21 protein-coding genes are annotated in these 17,285 nt (G+C 67.9%); 13 read left to right on the plus strand and 8 right to left on the minus strand.

All coding sequences use genetic code 11. The features are described 5' to 3' along the window. The first annotated feature begins 9 nt into the window (after window positions 1–9). From D0D37_RS05645 to D0D37_RS05665, 5 genes are all read left to right on the plus strand, one after another. Entirely contained in the window at window positions 10–507 is a 498-nt protein-coding gene (locus D0D37_RS05645; protein WP_116199450.1) for a P-loop NTPase family protein, read from the plus strand. Between the two features lie 91 nt (window positions 508–598). Continuing rightward, window positions 599–1,522, plus strand: coding sequence for an SEC-C domain-containing protein (locus D0D37_RS05650; RefSeq protein WP_116199451.1), 924 nt, complete (start codon window positions 599–601; stop codon window positions 1,520–1,522). Window positions 1,523–1,608: 86 nt separating this feature from the next. Next, the gene (locus D0D37_RS05655; protein ID WP_116199452.1) at window positions 1,609–2,073 is read left to right on the plus strand and encodes an FxsA family protein; all 465 of its coding nucleotides are present in this window, start codon (window positions 1,609–1,611) and stop codon (window positions 2,071–2,073) included. 12 nt (window positions 2,074–2,085) lie between these two features. Then, window positions 2,086–2,514, plus strand: a complete 429-nt coding sequence (locus D0D37_RS05660) for a very short patch repair endonuclease (RefSeq protein WP_116199453.1) — start codon at window positions 2,086–2,088, stop codon at window positions 2,512–2,514. A 10-nt stretch (window positions 2,515–2,524) separates the two neighbouring features. Then, window positions 2,525–3,640: a DNA cytosine methyltransferase gene (locus D0D37_RS05665; protein ID WP_116199454.1), complete on the plus strand. Its 1,116-nt coding sequence runs from the start codon at window positions 2,525–2,527 to the stop codon at window positions 3,638–3,640. Here the strand turns inward: D0D37_RS05665 and D0D37_RS05670 are convergent. Together D0D37_RS05670 and D0D37_RS05675 are read right to left on the minus strand one after the other, a co-directional pair. After that, window positions 3,637–4,215 (minus strand): SCP2 sterol-binding domain-containing protein, encoded by a 579-nt coding sequence (locus D0D37_RS05670; RefSeq protein ID WP_208719816.1) that lies wholly within the window; start codon window positions 4,213–4,215, stop codon window positions 3,637–3,639. The two genes, D0D37_RS05665 and D0D37_RS05670, sit on opposite strands and share 4 nt — an antisense overlap. Before the next feature lie 30 nt (window positions 4,216–4,245). After that, entirely contained in the window at window positions 4,246–4,890 is a 645-nt protein-coding gene (locus tag D0D37_RS05675; protein ID WP_116199456.1) for an SCP2 sterol-binding domain-containing protein, read from the minus strand. Window positions 4,891–5,008: 118 nt separating this feature from the next. Between D0D37_RS05675 and D0D37_RS05680 the strand changes: the two genes are divergently transcribed. Further along, window positions 5,009–5,668: a TetR/AcrR family transcriptional regulator gene (locus D0D37_RS05680; protein WP_116199457.1), complete on the plus strand. Its 660-nt coding sequence runs from the start codon at window positions 5,009–5,011 to the stop codon at window positions 5,666–5,668. Here D0D37_RS05680 and D0D37_RS05685 read toward each other — a convergent pair. Beyond that, entirely contained in the window at window positions 5,657–6,496 is an 840-nt protein-coding gene (locus D0D37_RS05685; protein WP_116199458.1) for a MaoC/PaaZ C-terminal domain-containing protein, read from the minus strand. The genes D0D37_RS05680 and D0D37_RS05685 overlap by 12 nt on opposite strands. Window positions 6,497–6,498: 2 nt before the next feature. Next, entirely contained in the window at window positions 6,499–7,833 is a 1,335-nt protein-coding gene (locus tag D0D37_RS05690) for a 3-oxoacyl-ACP reductase (protein WP_116199459.1), read from the minus strand. Between the two features lie 95 nt (window positions 7,834–7,928). Here D0D37_RS05690 and D0D37_RS05695 point away from each other — a divergent pair, with 95 nt between their 5' ends. Beyond that, window positions 7,929–9,218 carry an acetyl-CoA C-acetyltransferase gene (locus D0D37_RS05695; protein WP_116199460.1) on the plus strand — a complete coding sequence of 430 codons (1,290 nt, stop codon included), beginning with the start codon at window positions 7,929–7,931 and terminating at the stop codon, window positions 9,216–9,218. A gap of 72 nt (window positions 9,219–9,290) precedes the next feature. On the opposite strand, the gene D0D37_RS05700 is transcribed toward D0D37_RS05695, so the two are convergent. Next, window positions 9,291–9,797 (minus strand): DoxX family protein, encoded by a 507-nt coding sequence (locus D0D37_RS05700; RefSeq protein WP_116199461.1) that lies wholly within the window; start codon window positions 9,795–9,797, stop codon window positions 9,291–9,293. A gap of 185 nt (window positions 9,798–9,982) precedes the next feature. Between D0D37_RS05700 and D0D37_RS05705 the strand changes: the two genes are divergently transcribed. The 5 genes from D0D37_RS05705 (at window position 9,983) to D0D37_RS05720 (ending at window position 13,947) form a co-directional block, all read left to right on the plus strand. Further along, window positions 9,983–10,741 carry a MerR family transcriptional regulator gene (locus D0D37_RS05705; protein WP_116199462.1) on the plus strand — a complete coding sequence of 253 codons (759 nt, stop codon included), beginning with the start codon at window positions 9,983–9,985 and terminating at the stop codon, window positions 10,739–10,741. A gap of 130 nt (window positions 10,742–10,871) precedes the next feature. After that, window positions 10,872–12,062, plus strand: coding sequence for an ATP-binding protein (locus D0D37_RS05710; RefSeq protein WP_037809009.1), 1,191 nt, complete (start codon window positions 10,872–10,874; stop codon window positions 12,060–12,062). A 256-nt stretch (window positions 12,063–12,318) separates the two neighbouring features. Continuing rightward, window positions 12,319–12,468 carry a hypothetical protein gene (locus D0D37_RS47085; protein ID WP_162836041.1) on the plus strand — a complete coding sequence of 50 codons (150 nt, stop codon included), beginning with the start codon at window positions 12,319–12,321 and terminating at the stop codon, window positions 12,466–12,468. Window positions 12,469–12,690: 222 nt separating this feature from the next. Then, a complete protein-coding gene (locus D0D37_RS05715) occupies window positions 12,691–13,659 on the plus strand; it encodes a bifunctional helix-turn-helix transcriptional regulator/GNAT family N-acetyltransferase (protein WP_116199463.1) in 969 nt (322 codons plus the stop codon). Further along, window positions 13,660–13,947 carry a hypothetical protein gene (locus D0D37_RS05720; protein ID WP_116199464.1) on the plus strand — a complete coding sequence of 96 codons (288 nt, stop codon included), beginning with the start codon at window positions 13,660–13,662 and terminating at the stop codon, window positions 13,945–13,947. Here D0D37_RS05720 and D0D37_RS05725 read toward each other — a convergent pair. Further along, entirely contained in the window at window positions 13,935–14,510 is a 576-nt protein-coding gene (locus D0D37_RS05725) for a peroxidase-related enzyme (RefSeq protein WP_116199505.1), read from the minus strand. The two genes, D0D37_RS05720 and D0D37_RS05725, sit on opposite strands and share 13 nt — an antisense overlap. Window positions 14,511–14,655: 145 nt before the next feature. Here D0D37_RS05725 and D0D37_RS05730 point away from each other — a divergent pair, with 145 nt between their 5' ends. Further along, window positions 14,656–15,306 (plus strand): hypothetical protein, encoded by a 651-nt coding sequence (locus D0D37_RS05730; protein WP_116199465.1) that lies wholly within the window; start codon window positions 14,656–14,658, stop codon window positions 15,304–15,306. A 7-nt stretch (window positions 15,307–15,313) separates the two neighbouring features. On the opposite strand, the gene mctP is transcribed toward D0D37_RS05730, so the two are convergent. Together mctP and D0D37_RS05740 are read right to left on the minus strand one after the other, a co-directional pair. After that, window positions 15,314–16,978, minus strand: a complete 1,665-nt coding sequence (gene mctP, locus D0D37_RS05735) for a monocarboxylate uptake permease MctP (RefSeq protein WP_116199466.1) — start codon at window positions 16,976–16,978, stop codon at window positions 15,314–15,316. Next, entirely contained in the window at window positions 16,975–17,253 is a 279-nt protein-coding gene (locus D0D37_RS05740) for a DUF3311 domain-containing protein (protein ID WP_116199467.1), read from the minus strand. Before D0D37_RS05740 ends, mctP begins: the two co-directional genes overlap by 4 nt. Window positions 17,254–17,285 lie beyond the last annotated feature (32 nt).

The raw sequence follows: 17,285 nt of genomic DNA on the forward strand, positions 1-17,285 counted from the left end.
TTGCCTGCCATGGGGCGACGCATCATGGTCACCGGGTGTTCCGGGGCCGGAAAGTCCACCCTGGCCAGGCAAATCGGTGCCGCCCTCGACATCCCGGTCACGCATCTGGACCGGCTCTACTGGCGTCCCGGCTGGGTCGAGGCCCCGCCAGAGGAGTTCCGCGCCGCGGTCGCCGAGGCTGCCAGCACGGACAGTTGGGTGATCGACGGCAACTACAGCAAGACCTTCGACCTGCGCCTGCCGTTCGCCGACACCGTCGTGCTGCTGGACGCCTCCCGCTACGCCTGCCTGTTCCGCGCGGTGCGGCGGCAACTGCGCGAATGGGGCCAGGAGACGCAGGCCGCCGGATGCGTGTCGAAGATCGACGCCGAACTGGTCCAATGGATCTGGAAGTGGCCGACCCGCCGCCCGCTGATGCTGCACCGGATCGCCGCCGGAGCCCCGTCCGCACGGCAGGTGCTGCTGCGCTCGCCCCGCGAGGTGTCCGCGTTCCTGCGGACCCTCTGACCTGGACCGGCGTTCTCATCCCCGGCCACCTTTCGCGTCGCGCCAGCACCTGCGGTGATCACTTGCCGAGCCACGAATACAGTGCCCTCCCATGACGACGGAATCGGCCGCGGCGATCGCCGCACAACTGGAAGCAGAGCTGGAGCAGTATCCCGGTGAGCGGGGGCAGATCCTGCTCGAGGCAGCCCAGGCGTGGCGGCAGGCCGGTGATGACGACCGTGCCGTCGCACTGCTGACGCAGGCTGTCGCACTGGGCGGCGAGGAAGGCGGCAACGCCCGAGTAAACCTCGCCGAGGTGCTGTTCGATCTCGGCCGGGCCGAGCAGGCCCAGACCCAGCTGGACGAGTTGCGGTGCGAGCAACTGTCCTCCCCGGTGCCGTATCACCTGGCCGCTGAGCTGCTGGAACACCTCGGAGAGCTTCAGCAAGCGCTGACCTGGTTCGACCTGGCCGTGGCCCGGCTGTCGAAGCAGGAGCTGGCCGACCGGAACACGGAGTTCGGATTCTTCTCCCACGCGGACAACGTCGTGACTGGTCGCCGGCGGGTGCGCCACGCGCTGGGGTTGCCTCCGGACGAGCTGGACGAGTCGGTCCAGGGCCTGTCCGAGCGGGCCGGGGCTCTGGTCGGTGCTTCCGCCGAGCCAGCGCCTCCGGGGGAAGTGCGAGTGTTGTTCTGGCCCCGTGACGAGATTCCCCGCGCGCACGAGGCCTGGCCGCACCTGGTTCAACACCCCGAGGCGGACACCGTCATCGCCGACCGCGAGGCCGCCAACCGGGAGCTGTCCGAGACGGGCATCGCCCGGATCTTGATGGTCCCGTTGACCACCGCGAAGCTCCGGGAGTTCGCGACTCGCACCGGTAGCGACCCGGCCGCGGAAGACACCCGGCTGGCCTGCATGAACGAGATTTTCGAGAAAGGCGGCGCGCTGAGCTGGCCCCCCGCGCGCAACGAGCCCTGCTGGTGCGGCTCGGGCGCGAAGTACAAGAAATGCTGCGGCCGTCCTCGCCTCTCCTGACCGAGCGATCGGCAGCCACCCCGAAACTCTGACCTGCGGTGTTAGCGGTCCGGGAGCAAATCGCGGCACTCGTTCGTTCACCTGGTATGGCTGTCGTGTTCCTGCTCTACGTCATCGCTGAAGTCGCCGCCATCTGGGCGGTCGGCTCGGTCGTCGGTGTGCTCGGCACGATCGCTCTGCTGATCGCGGGCGCGTTCGTGGGCTCGTGGCTGGCGCGCCGCGAGGGCGGCAAGGCGATGCGCGCGTTCATGGCGACCGCGCAGTCCGGCCGCAACCCGGAGAAGGAACTGACCGACGGCATGCTCGTCGCGCTCGGCGGCGTGCTGATCATGGTCCCCGGCTTCGTCAGCGACGTGCTGGGCCTGCTGTTCCTGCTGCCGCCGACCCGCTCGGTCGCCCGGCGGTTTTGGCTGCGCCGCGCGGAGAAGCGCGCCGTCCGGTACGCCAACCAGCGCCGCGGCCCGGTGATGGTGGTGGACAGCGAGGTTGTCGCCGACGAGCCGCGGCCGTCGAACCACCCGGTGATCGAAGGCCGGATCGTCGAAGGCTGAGTCTTTGCCACAATGACTCCCGTGGAGCGGCTGGTAACGACTTCCGCGGTGAGCGCCCGGATGAGCAAACAGAAGTCCCGCAACACCGGGATCGAAATAGCGCTGCGCAAGATCCTGCACGCCGCCGGGTTCCGCTATCGGGTGCACCGACGTCCGGTCAAAGGTGTCCGCCGCGAGGCTGACCTGGTGTTCGGCCCCTCCCGCGTCGCGGTTTTCGTGGACGGCTGTTTCTGGCACGGCTGCCCGGAACACGGCACGTGGCCGAAGAACAACGCGGATTATTGGCGGACCAAGATCGAAACCAACCGCCGCCGAGACGCCAATACCGATCAGTTGCTGCTCGAAGCGGGCTGGCTGTCCGTGCGAATCTGGGAACACGAAGCGACCGATGTCGCCGCGTCGCGGGTGATCGAGACCGTGCAGGAACGTCGGCCCCATTAATGTTGGCGCCATGCCTCTACCGGGTCAGCCCACCGCCGCGGAGTTCTTCGCGGGCATCGGTCTCGTGCGCCTAGGCCTCGAACCGGCAGGCTTCGACGTCGCGTGGTCCAACGACATCGAACCGGCGAAGCAAGCCATGTACGAGGCACACTTCAACGACCAGGGCGCGCACGAGTACGTACTGGGCGACGTCGCCGCCCTGCGCGGTGCCGACCTGCCCTCGGGCCTCAGCCTGGCCTGGGCGTCTTTCCCCTGCACAGACCTCTCGCTGGCCGGCTGGCGCCGCGGCCTGGCGGGCTCACACTCGTCGACGTTCTGGGAGTTCACCCGCATCCTCGACGAACTGGGCCCCGACCGTCCGCCGGTGGTAGCGCTGGAAAACGTCGTAGGCCTAGCCACGAGCCACGGCGGCGACGACCTCCGTGCGGCGATCCACGAACTCAACCGGCTCGGGTACTCCGCCGACGTCCTGACCCTGGACGCCCGGCGATTCGTCCCGCAGTCGCGGCCGCGGTTGTTCATCGTCGGCGCGCAGAATCCGCCCTCCGATTCGCCTGCGCCCTCACCGCTGCGCCCGACTTGGCTCGCACTCGACCCTTCGCTACGGACACATCGCGCCGCTCTTCCCGCGCCCCCTCCGCTGCTGGTCACCGGGCTGTCCGCAGCCGTCGAACGCCTCTCCGCCGATGACGAACGCTGGTGGACGCCTCTGCGTGCTGACGCGTTCGTCGGATCCCTCTCGCCGCTCCAACTGGAGCGCTTGACGCAGTTGCAGGCGGGAAAGAAGCTGGTGTACCGGACGGCTTACCGGCGGACTCGCAACGGAAAGCCAGTGTGGGAAGTCCGGCCGGACGACATCTCCGGCTGCCTCCGCACTGCCCGCGGCGGGTCGTCCAAACAGGCCGTCGTGCAGGCAGGCCGCGGCTCAGTGCGGGTCCGGTGGATGACGCCACGCGAGTACGCGCGGCTGATGGGCGCCGGGAAGTACGCGCTGGAGGGACTGCGGAACAACCAGGCCCTGTTCGGTTTCGGGGACGCGGTGTGCGTGCCGGTGGTGCAGTGGCTGTCGGAGAATTACCTGATGCCGTTGGCACGTGGGGAAATGAGCTTGGAAGCCGCGGGCTAGTCCGCCCCAGTCGGCTTAGGAATGTCGAAATACCCCGACAACCGCACCGCCGGCGCGTACTCGCCCTTGACCTTCACCTTTCCCGTCACGAACATCGTCGCCACGGCAGCGTTCCCGGTCGCCATGCGGATGAAGTCCTCGACCGCCACCGTGATCGTCGTGTCCGGAGTCCGAGCCAAGTCGGTGCTCGACACGCACAGGCCGTCTTCGATGACCGTTTGGTAGCGGTCGAAATCGTCTCCGGCGGGGAAGCGCCAGGAGACCACGATGTCCACGTGCCGGGCTCGTTCCGGGCGGAAGTGTTCCGACATCCGGCGGAAGATCTCGTCCAGGAACACCGCGCGCAGCTCGTCGTGGTCGGCGATGCCTTTCAGCTGCTCGCGGGTCGCCGCGGCCACGACGTCGACCAGGGCCTGCGTGGTCAGCGAGCCGATGTCGATGCCGGCTCCGGCCGTGCCGAGCATGTGCAGCGTCTCCAGGACCTGCACAAACTGCTCCGGCGTCAGCTTGCCCACCTCGAGGGTGCGGGCGAAACCGTTCACCGCGTGCTCACCGGGTGAGTGCGCGGCACGCATGCGCGAGCGCCAGCGGGACACCGGAGCGGCTCAGGCCGGTCGGGGGAGGTCGAAGTGGCCGACCAACCCGGCTGCGAAGGCCAGGTCGCCCTTGACCTTCAGTTTTCCGGTCACGAACAGGACCGCGGGCGTGGCCTGGTGGGTGATGATGCGGAAGAAGTCCACGGGCGAAAGCGTAATCGTCACGCGGGGTTTCTCGCGCATTTCGCGGGACACAGTGCAGGTTCCGTCGGAAAGCACCGTCTCGTAGCGGTCGTAGCCGCCCTCGCCGGTGCCGCCGGACAGCCGCCAGTGCACCACCGCGCGCAGCGACTTCGCACGGATGTGCGCTCCCATGCGCGCGAAGATCTCGTCCAGTACTCGCTCCCGCAGCGCGCGTTCGGCGACCACGGCTTCGAGTTGCGCCCGCGACGCCCGCGCGACCAGCGTGGCGAACTTCGTCGGGTCGACCTTGTCCAGCGAGAACGCCGGCACCTGCTCCGACAGCCGGACCAGAGCCGCCAGCAGCCGGTTCATATCGGATCGGCCCAGCTCACGGGGGTCGATGGCGTCCGCGACCGCGTTGACGTCGAGCGCGCTCGCGTCGACGGCTTCGGTGCGGTCCAACGCGTCCAGCAGCGCGACCCCGCGCAGGCCGGCCAGGTCAGAGCTGGTCGCCTCCGGGTTGTCGGCCATCTTCCACCCCTTCCGGAACTTTCCGCCGTAAGGCTACCGGTGAGTAGGTAGCCCGGCAAGCAACGCCACGGCCCCGGCTCCGGGTACCGTCCGTGCAGGAGAGGGAGGAAGAAACACTGTGCCCGACGAAGATCAGCGCCCACCCGAGCGAGCGAGACGGCTCCCGAGGGCGGTCCGTGAACGCCAGATCCTGGACGCCGCGGTGCAGGTGTTCTCCCAGCACGGCTACCACTCCGCGTCGATGGACGAGATCTCCGAGGTCGCGGGCGTCTCCAAGCCGATGATCTACACCTACCTCGGCTCGAAGGAAGACCTCTTCGGCAAGAGCATCCAGCGCGAAGCGACCCGCCTGCTGGAGGCGATCCAGGCCGGCGTGCAGCCCGACCTGCCGCCGGACATGCAGCTGTGGCACGGCCTGCGCTCGTTCTACCGCTTCGTCGCCGAGTACCGCGAGTCCTGGACGGTGCTGCACCGCCAGGCGTTGACGGTCGGCGGCGGGTTCGCGGCGGAAATCACCGCGATGCGCACGCGCGCGATCGAACTGGTCGCGGCGCTCGTGGTGGCCGCGGGAACGCGCAAGGGCCTGGGCGAGCAGACGGAATTCTCCGGCCCCGGCTTGGCCGCCGCGCTGGTCGGTGCGGCGGAATCGCTGGCCGACTGGGCACTGGACCACCCGGAAATCTCCGACGGCGTGCTCGCGTCCTGGCTGATGAACCTGGTGTGGCTGGGGTTCAACGACCTTGTGGAGGGGCTGGTCTGGAAGCCCTCAGAGGGCTGAGATCACCCCGTCCAAATGCGGTTTCGGCTTCCGCGCGTGCCACAGCTCAAACGCCCACCCGTCGTCGGTCTGCCAGGTCGTGAAGGCCGCGCGGCCGGGCAGCAATACCGGCTGCTTGAACCGCACCGAGACGCGGTACGCATCCGGCAGCCGTCCCTCGAAGGACGCCAGCGCGTGCGCCTTCGTCCACATCCCGTGCGCGATCGCCTGCGGGAAGCCGAACAGGCGCGCGGTCAGCGGGTGCAGGTGGATCGGGTTGCGGTCGCCGGACACCTCGGCGTAGCGGCGGCCGATGTCACCCGGCACGTGCCACAGAGCGGACGGTTTCGGGGGCGTCAGCTGGGTGCGCGGGCCACTAGCGCCAGAACCTGAGCCCGTGCGGCGGAGATAAGTCGACACCTCGCTCCACACGGTGTCCGCGCCCGAGTGGACCTCGCTCACCATGTCGAACTGGCTGCCTTTTTCGTGCGGGCGCAGGTTTTCCGCGCGCACGCTCACCCGGAACGTCTCGCCGAGCAGCAGCGGACGGTGCTGCGTGATCTGGTTCTCGACGTGCACCAAGCCCAGCAGCGGGAATGGGAAACCCGGCTCGGTCATCAGCGCCATCTGCAGTCCGAAGACCAGCATGTGCGGATACGTCGCGGGCAGCTCGTCCGAAAAGCGGAATCCGCAGACTTCGTTGTAGGCCGCGACATGTGCCGGATCAACGACGACCTCGGGGCGCACCAACTCCGTGCTCGGCAGGGTCGAGCCGCCGCCTCGGCGCAGCAGGGCTTTCGGGTACAGCGTCGCCAGGCTTGGCGCGCTCGTCACTTCACGAACAGCCATCCTCACGCCCCCAGCAGCGCCTGGCCGCACACGCGGACCAGGTTCCCGTTGACCGCGGCCGACGCCGGATTGGCGTACCAGGCAATGGTTTCCGCGACGTCCACCGGCAGCCCGCCCTGACCGAGACTCGACAGCCGCCGTCCGGCCTCGCGGATGAACAGCGGGACCGCGGCGGTCATCTTGGTCTCGATGAATCCGGGCGCGACCGCGTTGATCGTGCCGCCGTACTCCGCGAGTTGCGGCGCGCCGACGTTCACCATCCCGATCACGCCCGCCTTCGACGTCGCGTAGTTCGTCTGGCCGACATTGCCCGCGATGCCGGCAATGGACGAAACCCCGATGATACGGCCGTTTTCGCGCAGGATCTTGTCACCGAGAAGCTTGTCGTTCACCGCGAGCTGCGCGGCGAGGTTCACCGAGATCACCGAATCCCAGCCGCCCTCGGTCATGTTGCCGAGCGTCTTGTCGCGGGTGATACCGGCGTTGTGCACCACGATGTCCACGCCGCCGTGGCGGGAAGTCAGGTACTCGGCCAGCTTCGCGGGCGCGTCCGCGGCGGTGATGTCCAGCTGCAGCGCCGAACCGCCGATTCGATTGGCCACAGTGGACAGATCGCCGCCCTGCGCGGGGATGTCCAGCGCGACCACGTGCGCGCCGTCGCGGGCGAGCGTTTCGGCGATCGCCTCGCCGATGCCGCGCGACGCACCGGTGACCAGCGCGACCTTGCCGTCCAGCGGCTTTTCCCAGTTCTCCGGGGTGGGCGCGGTCTTCGCGTTCGTGCCGACGCGGATGACCTGGCCGTCCACGAACGCCGACTTCGCCGACAGCAGGAACCGCAGCGTCGACTCGGCCGCGTCCTCAGCTCCCTCGGCGACGTACACCAGCTGCGCCGTCGCGCCGCGCTTGAGTTCCTTGCCGACCGAGCGGACGAACCCTTCCAGCGCGCGCTGCGCGATCCGCTCACGGCCCTCGGCCAGCTCCGGCGGCGTGCCGAGCACGACCACCCGACCCGATGAACCCACCTTGCGGATCACCGGGTGGAAGAACCGGTAGACCTCACGCAGCTGTCCCGGATCCTTCACGCCGGTGGCGTCGAAAACCAGCGCCGCGTGCCGGTCGGCGGGCGCGCTGATTACCTCGATGCCCGCTTCGGTGAGCTGCGCCCGGACGGTTTTCTCCAGCCGTCCGCCCGGCGCGGCGCCGAGAAGTGCGGGACCCTCGAGTGCGGGTTGGCCGGGACGGTACCGGCGCAACGTCGCGGGGTTGGGCAGGCCGAGCTTCGGCACCACGAACTTCCCCAGCGGGGTCTTAGTGAACTGCTGGTACCTGTCCGCCATCACGTGCCTCCCGTGCAGTCTGCGTCACGTCGCAGTCTAACCTACTCGCTAGTAGGTTACAGTGTGAAAGGCACGACTCCAGAGAGGTGGACGGCATGGCGACCAGGAAAACCGCGGCGGTACGCAAGGTCGCGATCGTCGGCGGGAACCGGATCCCCTTCGCGCGGTCGAACGGCCCGTACTCCCGGGCCTCGAACCAGGACATGTTCACCGCCGCGCTGGACGGTCTGGTCAGCCGGTTTTCGCTGCAGGGCGAGGTGATCGGCGAGGTCGCCGCCGGCGCGGTGCTCAAGCACTCCAAGGACTTCAACCTCGCCCGCGAAAGCGTGCTGGGCAGCAAGCTCTCGCCCGCGACGGCCGCGTCGGACGTGCAGATGGCGTGCGGCACCGGATTGCAGGCAGTCATCAACGTCGCCCACAAGATCGCGCTCGGGGAAATCGATTCGGCGATCGCGGGCGGCGTGGACACCACGAGTGACGCCCCGCTGGCGGTGAACGCCGACCTGCGGCAGATCCTCGTGCAGCTCAACGCGGCGAAGACGCTCGCCGACCGGCTCAAGCTGGTCGCGAAGCTCCGGCCGGGCCACATCGTGCCGGAAATCCCGCGCAACGCCGAACCGCGCACCGGCTTGTCGATGGGGGAGCACGCCGCGCTCACCGCGCAGGTCTGGGACGTCACCCGCGAGGCGCAGGACGAGCTGGCCGCGGCCAGTCACCGCAACCTCGCCGCCGCCTACGACCGCGGGTTCTTCGACGACCTGGTCACGCCGTTCCTCAAGCTCGCCCGCGACCAGAACCTCCGCCCGGACTCCTCGGTCGAAAAGCTCGCCAAGCTCAAGCCGGTCTACGGCGGCCCGGACGGCACCATGACGGCGGGCAACTCGACGCCGCTCACCGACGGCGCTTCGACCGTCCTGCTTGCGACCGAGCAGTGGGCGAAGGCGCACAATCTGCCGGTGCTGGCGTACCTGACGTTCAGCCAGACCGCCGCAGTCGATTACGTGCACGGCGACGAGGGCCTGCTGATGGCTCCGGCGTACGCGGTGCCGCGGATGCTTGAGCGCGCCGGATTGACGTTGCAGGACTTCGACTTCTACGAAATCCACGAGGCGTTCGCGTCGCAGGTGCTCGCCACGCTCAAGGCGTGGGAGGACCCGGCGTTCGCCAAGGAAAAGCTCGGCCTCGACGCGCCGCTCGGCTCGATCGACCGCACCAAGCTCAACGTGAACGGCTCCTCGCTGGCGGCCGGGCACCCGTTCGCCGCGACCGGCGGCCGGATCGTCGCGACGCTCGCGAAACTGCTGAACGAGAAGGGCTCCGGGCGCGGCCTGATCTCCATCTGCGCGGCTGGCGGCCAGGGCGTCACCGCGATCCTGGAGAAGTAGGCCAAGGTCCGTGAGGGGAACCCTGAGGGAATCAGAGTCCCTCAGGGTTCCCCTCACGGACGTTTAGCCAAGTCAGTCGGTGAGCGACTTTTCGGCACGCTTGGCCAGTTTGTCGGCGCGCTTGCCCGCCTTCTTCGCCCCGCGCCGGGCCCGCCAGCCCAGCGACGGCTTGCCCGCCGTGTCGCCCGCGGCCAGCAGCAACCCGCCAGCGAGCGACGCGTTCTTGAAGAACTGGATCTGCTGGGCCTGCTTCTCGCCCGGATCGGTCAGCTGCCAGAACCGGTGCGAGGCCAGCGTCGTCGGCACCAGCGACCCGAGCAGCGCCACCGCCGCCAGCCGCGGGGCCTTGCCGCTCGCCAGCGCGAGCCCGGCCCCGATCTTGACCGCCGCGTCGATCCGCACCAGCGTGGCCGGATCACGGGGGACCTGGTCCGGAACCAGGCCCTCGACCTTGTCGAAGGTCTCGGTGAGGAACGGCTCGGCCGCCTTCGCGTGGCCCTGGGTGTCGCGCAGGGCACCGATGCCGCCGAACACGAAGATCGACGCGAGCAGTGGACGTGCCACCCGGCGCAGTATCACGGTCTCGCCTCTCTGGTCTGGAATCCCTGTAGAAGAACCTACAACCGGGATTGCCCGCCACGCCGCCCGCCGAACCGAGCTAGCGATACCTAGCTGAATATTGCTCTGACCCTAGATTTGCTTAGACAGCTCTAGCGGGCTGCGGGCTTGACCTTGACGCTGCGTCAACCTCTACCGTCGAAGCCGTGGTCAGGAAGGAATGGTCGATCCAGGACATCGCCCGGTCCGCGGGCACGACGAGCCGGACCCTGCGGCATTACGACGCCGTCGGGCTCCTGCCGCCGACGCGGATCGGCGGCAACGGCTACCGCTACTACGACGAGAACTCACTCGTCCGGTTGCAGCGGATCCTGCTGTTGCGGGACCTGGGCTTGGGTCTGCCCGCCATCGCCGAGGTGCTCGACGGCCAACGCGACGGCGTCGCGGCGCTCGAAACGCACCTCGTGCTGCTGAAACAAGAGCAGCAGCGGATCGGGCGGCAGATCGATTCCGTGCGGACCACGCTTCGAAAACTGAAAGGAGGTGAACAACTGATGGCAGAGGAAATGTTCGACGGGTTCGACCACACCCAGTACCAGGAAGAGGTCACCCAACGCTGGGGCGCCGACGCCTACCGCAAGGGCGACCAGTGGTGGCGGTCGCTGACCGAGGACGACAAGAAGGCCTTCCAGCAGGAACAGCTGGACATCTCGGCGGCGTTCGGAGCCGCGCGCAAGAGCGGGTACGACGCTGGTTCGGACGAGACGCAAGCGGTCACCGCGCGGCTGTACGCCTGGCTGCGACCGGCTGCTGGGACCGTCTCGAAGGGCTACTTCGCCGGTCTCGGACAGCTGTATGTCGACGACCCGCGGTACGGCTCGTACGACGAGAAGCACGGCCCCGGCACGGCCGAGTACATCCGCGACGCGATGAAGATCTACGCGGAACGGAACCTGACGGACTAACGCTCCGTCAGAAGGTGCGCTGGGGGTAAGGATGGACGGGGCTGCAGACCCGCCCATCCTTCGGCGACACGCACTAGCTGTATATGCGCGAATATCGGGCTAGCTCTAGATACCTCGATACGGTGACAGAGTGGACCCCATCCGCAATCCCTTCGCGCCCGGCGCCGGGCAGCGGCCGCCGGAGCTGGCAGGCCGGGAAAGGGAGCTGAAGGCGTTCGAGGTCGTGCTCGAACGCGTCGCTCGCGGACGGCCGGAGCGCAGTCTCGTGCTGACCGGCCTGCGCGGCGTCGGCAAGACGGTGCTGCTGGGGGAGTTGCGGTCGATGGCCGTCCGGCACCGCTGGGGTGCGGGCAAGATCGAGGCGCGACCGGACGCGGAACTGCGGCGTCCACTGTCGGCGGCATTGCATCGGGCCATCCGCGACCTCGCCGTGCGGCATCGGGCGCCGGACCGGGTCGAGGAAGTGCTCGGGGTGCTGAAGGCGTTCGCGCTCAAGGCGAACAAGCCGGACGCGAAGCTGCGCGACCGCTGGCAGCCCGGCATCGACGTGCCCGCCGCGCAGGGCCGGGCGGATTCCGGCGACATCGAGATCGACCTGGTCGAACTGTTCACCGACGTCGCCGAACTGGCTGCGGACGTCGGCACCGGCGTCGCGCTGCTGATCGACGAGATTCAGGATCTGCAGCCGGACGACGTTTCGGCGCTGTGCGCGGCTTGCCACGAGCTGTCGCAATCCGGTGCACCGCTGGTCGTGGTCGGGGCTGGACTGCCGCATGTCCCGGCGGTCTTGTCGGCGTCGAAGTCGTACTCCGAGCGGCTGTTCCGCTACTCGCGCATCGACCGGCTCAGCCGCGAGGACGCCGACTACGCGGTGATGGCTCCGATCGAACGCGAGGACGCGGGGATCGAACCGGAGGCGCTCGACGCGCTCTTCGACGCGTCCGGCGGCTATCCGTATTTCATCCAGGCCTACGGCAAGGCCGCCTGGGACGCCGCGCCCGCCGACCCGATCACGGTCAAGGACGTGCAGGTCGCCGCGCCCGAGGCGGAATCCGAGCTGGCGGTCGGGTTCTTCGGGTCGCGCTACGAACGCGCGACGCCCGCCGAACGCGAGTACCTGCTCGCGATGGCCGAGCTGACCCAAGGCCGCGACGAGGCCGCCGGCACCGCCGATGTGGCCGTCTACCTGGGGCGCAAGCCCTCGTCGCTGTCGCCGGCGCGCGACAGTCTCATGAAGAAAGGCCTGGTCTACTCCGCCGAACGCGGGCAGATCGCCTTCACCGTGCCGCATTTCGGGCACTACCTGCTCGGCCGCGACTGAGCGGATCTTCCCTTCGCTAGCTGTCTATGCGGCTGCCTAGCGGTTTATAGCGATTTTGCTAGATATCTGTAGAGGGTGTTAGCGCGTTAGCGGCTTGTGACTGCCAACACTCGATCTGTCCGGCTATCTCCGGGAAAATGCCGATGATTCTTCGGCAAGTGCCCCATGTCACCGCAGATTCGTTGGCTTCCTTGTGAAAAAAGGTGCATACTAGAGACACAGCCACCGAAGACCTCTGAAGGGGATGCAAGAGACCATGAGCAACATCGCCGCCAAGCTCCGTGCTCGTCGCGCCGAGGCTCGCACTCGCCGGGCGCTGAACCGGGCGATCGACACCGCGGCCACCTCGACGGTCCGGCAGGAGCTCATCGCCCTCGCCCAGGCGCGTCAGCCGTTCATGCGCTGACCTGCAGGACCAACCTGTTGGTGGGTCACTCACGTGAGTGATCTAGACCACAGCGAATCCTGGGTGTAACGCCGCGGAGAGCCGCGTCGATACCCACTACGACCCCGTGATGCTGGCGGACCCCCGACCTGGCAGCATCACGGGGTTTCCATATGTCTGGACCATTTTCGCTCCGGCTCCACCACCGGGGGAATTCCCTTGCCCCGAACGGGCGGCGGGGAGATGCTTGACTCAGTCAACGATCGAGTCAAGGTGGTCCCCGTGCCGGATTCCGTCCTCACCGAACGCGTCGCCACGGTCCGCGCTTTCAACCGGCTCTACACCGGGGTGATCGGCGTCCTCGACGAGGGACCGGCCGACGCCGAATACTCGCTGAGCGAAGCGCGGGTGCTGTTCGAACTCGCCCAACAGGACCAGCTGCAGGTCAGTGATCTGCGCAAACGGCTGGCGCTGGACGGCGGCTACGCGAGCAGGCTGCTCGGCCGCCTGGAAACCCGCGGCCTCGTCACCCGCGAACGCTGCGCGGACGACGCGCGTCGCCAGCTCGTCGCGCTCACCGCCGAAGGACACGCGGCGTTCGCCGACCTCGACCATCGTTCGGCCAGCCAGATCGGCGGCCTCCTCGACCAGTTCGCGGACGCCGACCAGCGCCGTCTGCTCGGCGCGATGGGGACCATCACCGCGCTCGTCGCCGAACCGTCACCGGAACCAGCGGTCACGTTGCGCGCCCCACGACCAGGCGACCTCGGCTGGGTGGTGCACCGGCACGGCGCGCTGTACGCCGAGGAGTACGGCCTCGACGAACGCTTCGAAGCCATGGTCGCGCGCGTGGTCGCCGACTTCGCCGAACACCGCGAAGACCCGCGCCAGGCCGGCTGGATCGCCGAACTCGACGGCGAACGGGTCGGCAGCATCTTCTGCACTCCCGGCGACCAGGAAGGCACCGCGAAACTCCGCCTGCTCCTGCTGGAACCGGCCGCGCGCGGACACGGCGTCGGCAAACGGCTGGTACGCGAATGCGTCGAATTCGCCAGCGCGCAGGGGTATCGGGAGATGGAACTGTGGACGCTGTCGCTGCTCGCCGCGGCACGCGGGATCTACCGCGGCGCCGGTTTCGAACTCGTCGGCGAAGAAGAGACGGACGCGTTCGGCCCCCTCGTGACCGGTGAAACCTGGCGGCGGGAGTTATAGATGTTCGTCCTGTACTGCCCCGTGTGTGATCGCCGGACGCTGCTGGGCGTCGACGAGGTCGACTGGGTCGAGAACCTGACGCGCGGCGTGATCTCGGTTTCCGGCCACTGCCCGCTGGGCCACGCCGCGGTCATCCTGACCGGCGACGCGTTCACCCCGCACGCGGACCCGAGGTATTTCGGGCCCGCGCCGCGAGTGTGGACGAAACCGGTGCACCGCCTGCGCGGCTGGCTGCGCACCCGGTTCGAGATGAGCCGCGACCTGCCAGGCCCGTTCTATCGTTTCTGACGCCCCATCAAGTAAAACTCCGGATTCGGCTTGAGCGCGGTCAGATGCGCGAGCCGGTTGGACATCGCGAACAACGCGGTGATCGCGCCGACGTCCCAGATCTCGTCCTCGGTCAGGCCTGCCTCGCGCGCCAGCGCCAGGTCTCCCTCGCCGAACAACGCGGAATCGCGCGACAGTGCCAGCGCGAGATCGACAATCGCCCGGCCGCGCTCGTCGAGTTCCACCTGCCACGGATTGGTCGCGACCTGGTCGGACAGCTCCGGGTCTTTCGCGCGGATCCGGAGGATCGCCCCGTGCGCGACGATGCAGTAGGTGCAGTGGTTCGCGCCGGAGGTAGCTACGACGACCAGTTCGCGTTCGGCCTTGGTGAGTCCGCCTTCGCGTTCCATGAGCGCGTCGTGGTAGTCGAGGAAGGCGCGGAGTTCGGCGGGGCGGTGGCCGAGTGCGCGGAAGATGTTCGGCGTGAAGCCGGATTTCTCCGCGATGGCGCCGATGCGCTCGCGGAGATCGTCGGGAAGGTCTTCGAGTTCCGTCACGGGGAACCGGCTCACGGGGTTGGTCATGCCGCCCACGCTAACCCGCTCGACGGGCAGACGGCAGGGGGTCGGGCGGGCCACCAGGATCGCCGACTTCGCTAGTCCACCCCTGACCCGAACCGACTGACCCCCGGATGTGGCCCGTTCACCCGGAAGGGGTTTGCTTACCCCCGTGAACTGGACCGCGTACGTGGACGGTTACTGCGAGCGCACCGCGCCCGGACTCTGGGGAGAGCCGCTCAACGACCTGGCCAACCTGGCCTTTCTCGTCGCCGCCGGAATGGTCTGGTGGTATGCCAACGGGCAGCGCACCGGGCGGGTGCTCGCTGTCCTGATCGGGTTGATCTTCGTTGCCAGCAGCGTGTTTCACCTGGTCGCGACGCGGTGGGGAGCGGTCGCCGACTCCACCGCCATCTTGTTCTTCACCCTGTTCTACGCCGCGGTCTTCCCCCGGGTCTTCTTTAACGCCAAAGCCAAGTGGTCCTGGCTCGGCGCACCGGTGTTCCTAGCACTCACCATCGCGTCAGGGGCGCTCGGCGGCGGGCTGTATCTGCCCGCACTCGCCGGGCTCGCGGGGTTCGCCATCGCGTTGGGGGTCAAGCGCGACTCGTACTGGCTGGACTTCGCCATGGCCGCCGCGGTGTTCGCGTTGTCGTTGGCGTTTCGGAGCATTGACGACGTGGTCTGCGGGGATTTCCCAGCGGGCACGCATTTCCTGTGGCACGTGCTGAACTCGGTCGTGCTGTACATCGTCGCGAAGGCGATGGTCGGCAAAATACGAGAGGCCCCCGCGCCGGACGGCGACGCGGGGGCCTCTGTCTAAAAAGGACTCAGTGGGCGCCGATCGGACGCAGGTCCTTGTCGTGTTCGTCGGCGTGGTAGTCCTCGGGCGCGGTTTCGTCGTTGCCCGGGCTCCACTTCAGCGCCCGTGCGATGACCGAAACCACCGCGGCGACCACGATGTTCGCGATCAGGGCCACGAAACCGGGATAGATCTGCACCACCGCGAGGCCGGTGCCGCTGAACGGATGCCAGCCGAAGATCGACAGGTTGCCCATCGCCAGTGCGGAGCCGCCGAAGTGGAGTTTTCCGTTGGCCGGGTTGGGGATTCCGTACAGCATGATCAGGCCCCAGCCCATGCCGACGATCCAGCCGGCGATCAGGCCCGCCTTGTGGAACCAGCGCGTGTACAGCGCGATGGCGACCGCGGGCAGGGTCTGCAGGATCAGCACCCCGCCGATGAGCTGCAGGTCGATCGAGAACTGCGGGTCGATCAGGATGATCACCAGCACCGCGCCCAGCTTGACCACCAGCGACGCCAGTTTGGCCTGCTTCGCCTCCTGCTTCGGAGTCGCGTCCTTGCGGATGTACTCCTTGTAGATGTTGCGCGTCCACAGGTTCGCCGCGGCGATCGACATGATCGCGGCGGGCACCAGCGCGCCGATGCCGATCGCGGCGAAGGCGATGCCCGCGAACCAGTTCGTGAACTGCGAGTCGAACAGCAGCGGGACGATCGTGTTGCCGTCCGGCTTTCCGGTGGCCGCGTTCGTCAGCGGCTTGACGCCCGCCGAGATCGCGACGTAGCCGAGCAGGGCCAGCAGACCCAGCACGAACGAGTAAGCCGGCAGCGCCACCATGTTCCGCTTGATCACGTTGCGGCCGCGCGAGGCGAGCACGCTCGTGAGCGAGTGCGGGTACAGGAACAGCGCGAGCGCCGAACCGAGCGCCAGCGTCGCGTACTGCAGCTGGTTGCTCGACGTCAGCAGGATCGAACCGGACGGCTTGCCCGTCTTCGGGTTCGGCTTGGCGAGCGTTTCCTTGGCGGTGTTGAAGATGTGGTCCCAGCCGCCGAGTTTCGAGGGCAGGTAGATGATCGCCACGATGATCACGAGGTAGATCAGGATGTCCTTGACGAACGCGATCAGCGCGGGCGCACGCAGGCCGGACTGATACGTGTAAAGCGCCAGGATCACGAACGCGATCAGCAGCGGCAGGTGCCCGACGATGCCGGAACCGTTGATGCCCATGGTGCGCAGCACGGCTTCGAGGCCGACCAGCTGCAACGCGATGTACGGCATGGTCGCGACGATGCCGGTGATCGCGATCAGCAACGCCAGCGTCGGCGAACCGAAGCGGCCGCGGACGAAGTCCGCCGGGGTCACGTAGCCGCGCGAACGGCTGACCGACCACATGCGCAGCGCGGGCAGCAGCACGATCGGGTAGACGACGATCGTGTAAGGCAGCGCGTACAGGCCGAGCGCGCCGGCGCTGAACACGAGCGCGGGCACGGCGACGAAGGTGTAGGCGGTGTAGAGGTCGCCGCCGAGCAGGAACCAGGTGATCCACGAACCGAACTTGCGGCCGCCGAGGCCCCATTCGTCGAGGTGGTCGAGGCTGCCGCCGGCCTTCCAGCGCGAGGCGACGAAGCCCAGCACGGTGACCACGACGAACAGGAACGCGAAGACGATCAGTTCCACCCACTGAATGTGGTTCATCGGGCGTCCCCCTCGTCCAAGTCGTCGACGCTCAGCTCGTCCTGGCCCTGGTTGCGCGGCTTGTTCTTGGTCGCCAGGTAGACGATGCCGGTGCACAGCACGCCCAGCACGACGAACGCCAGCTGGAACCAGTAGAAGAACGGAAGGCCGAACAGCCGCGGCCCGTCGAAGTTGAACAGCGGCGTGACCAGGATCAGCAACGGGATCAGCAACAGCAGGTTCCAGGCACTGAACTGGAACCCGCGCACCCGACCGCCCGGTTTGGCAGTGGACATCGAACCTCACCTAACACTCACGTGACACGCGA

The organism is Amycolatopsis circi (assembly GCF_003385235.1).
Classification (GTDB): Bacteria; Actinomycetota; Actinomycetes; order Mycobacteriales; family Pseudonocardiaceae; genus Amycolatopsis; species Amycolatopsis circi.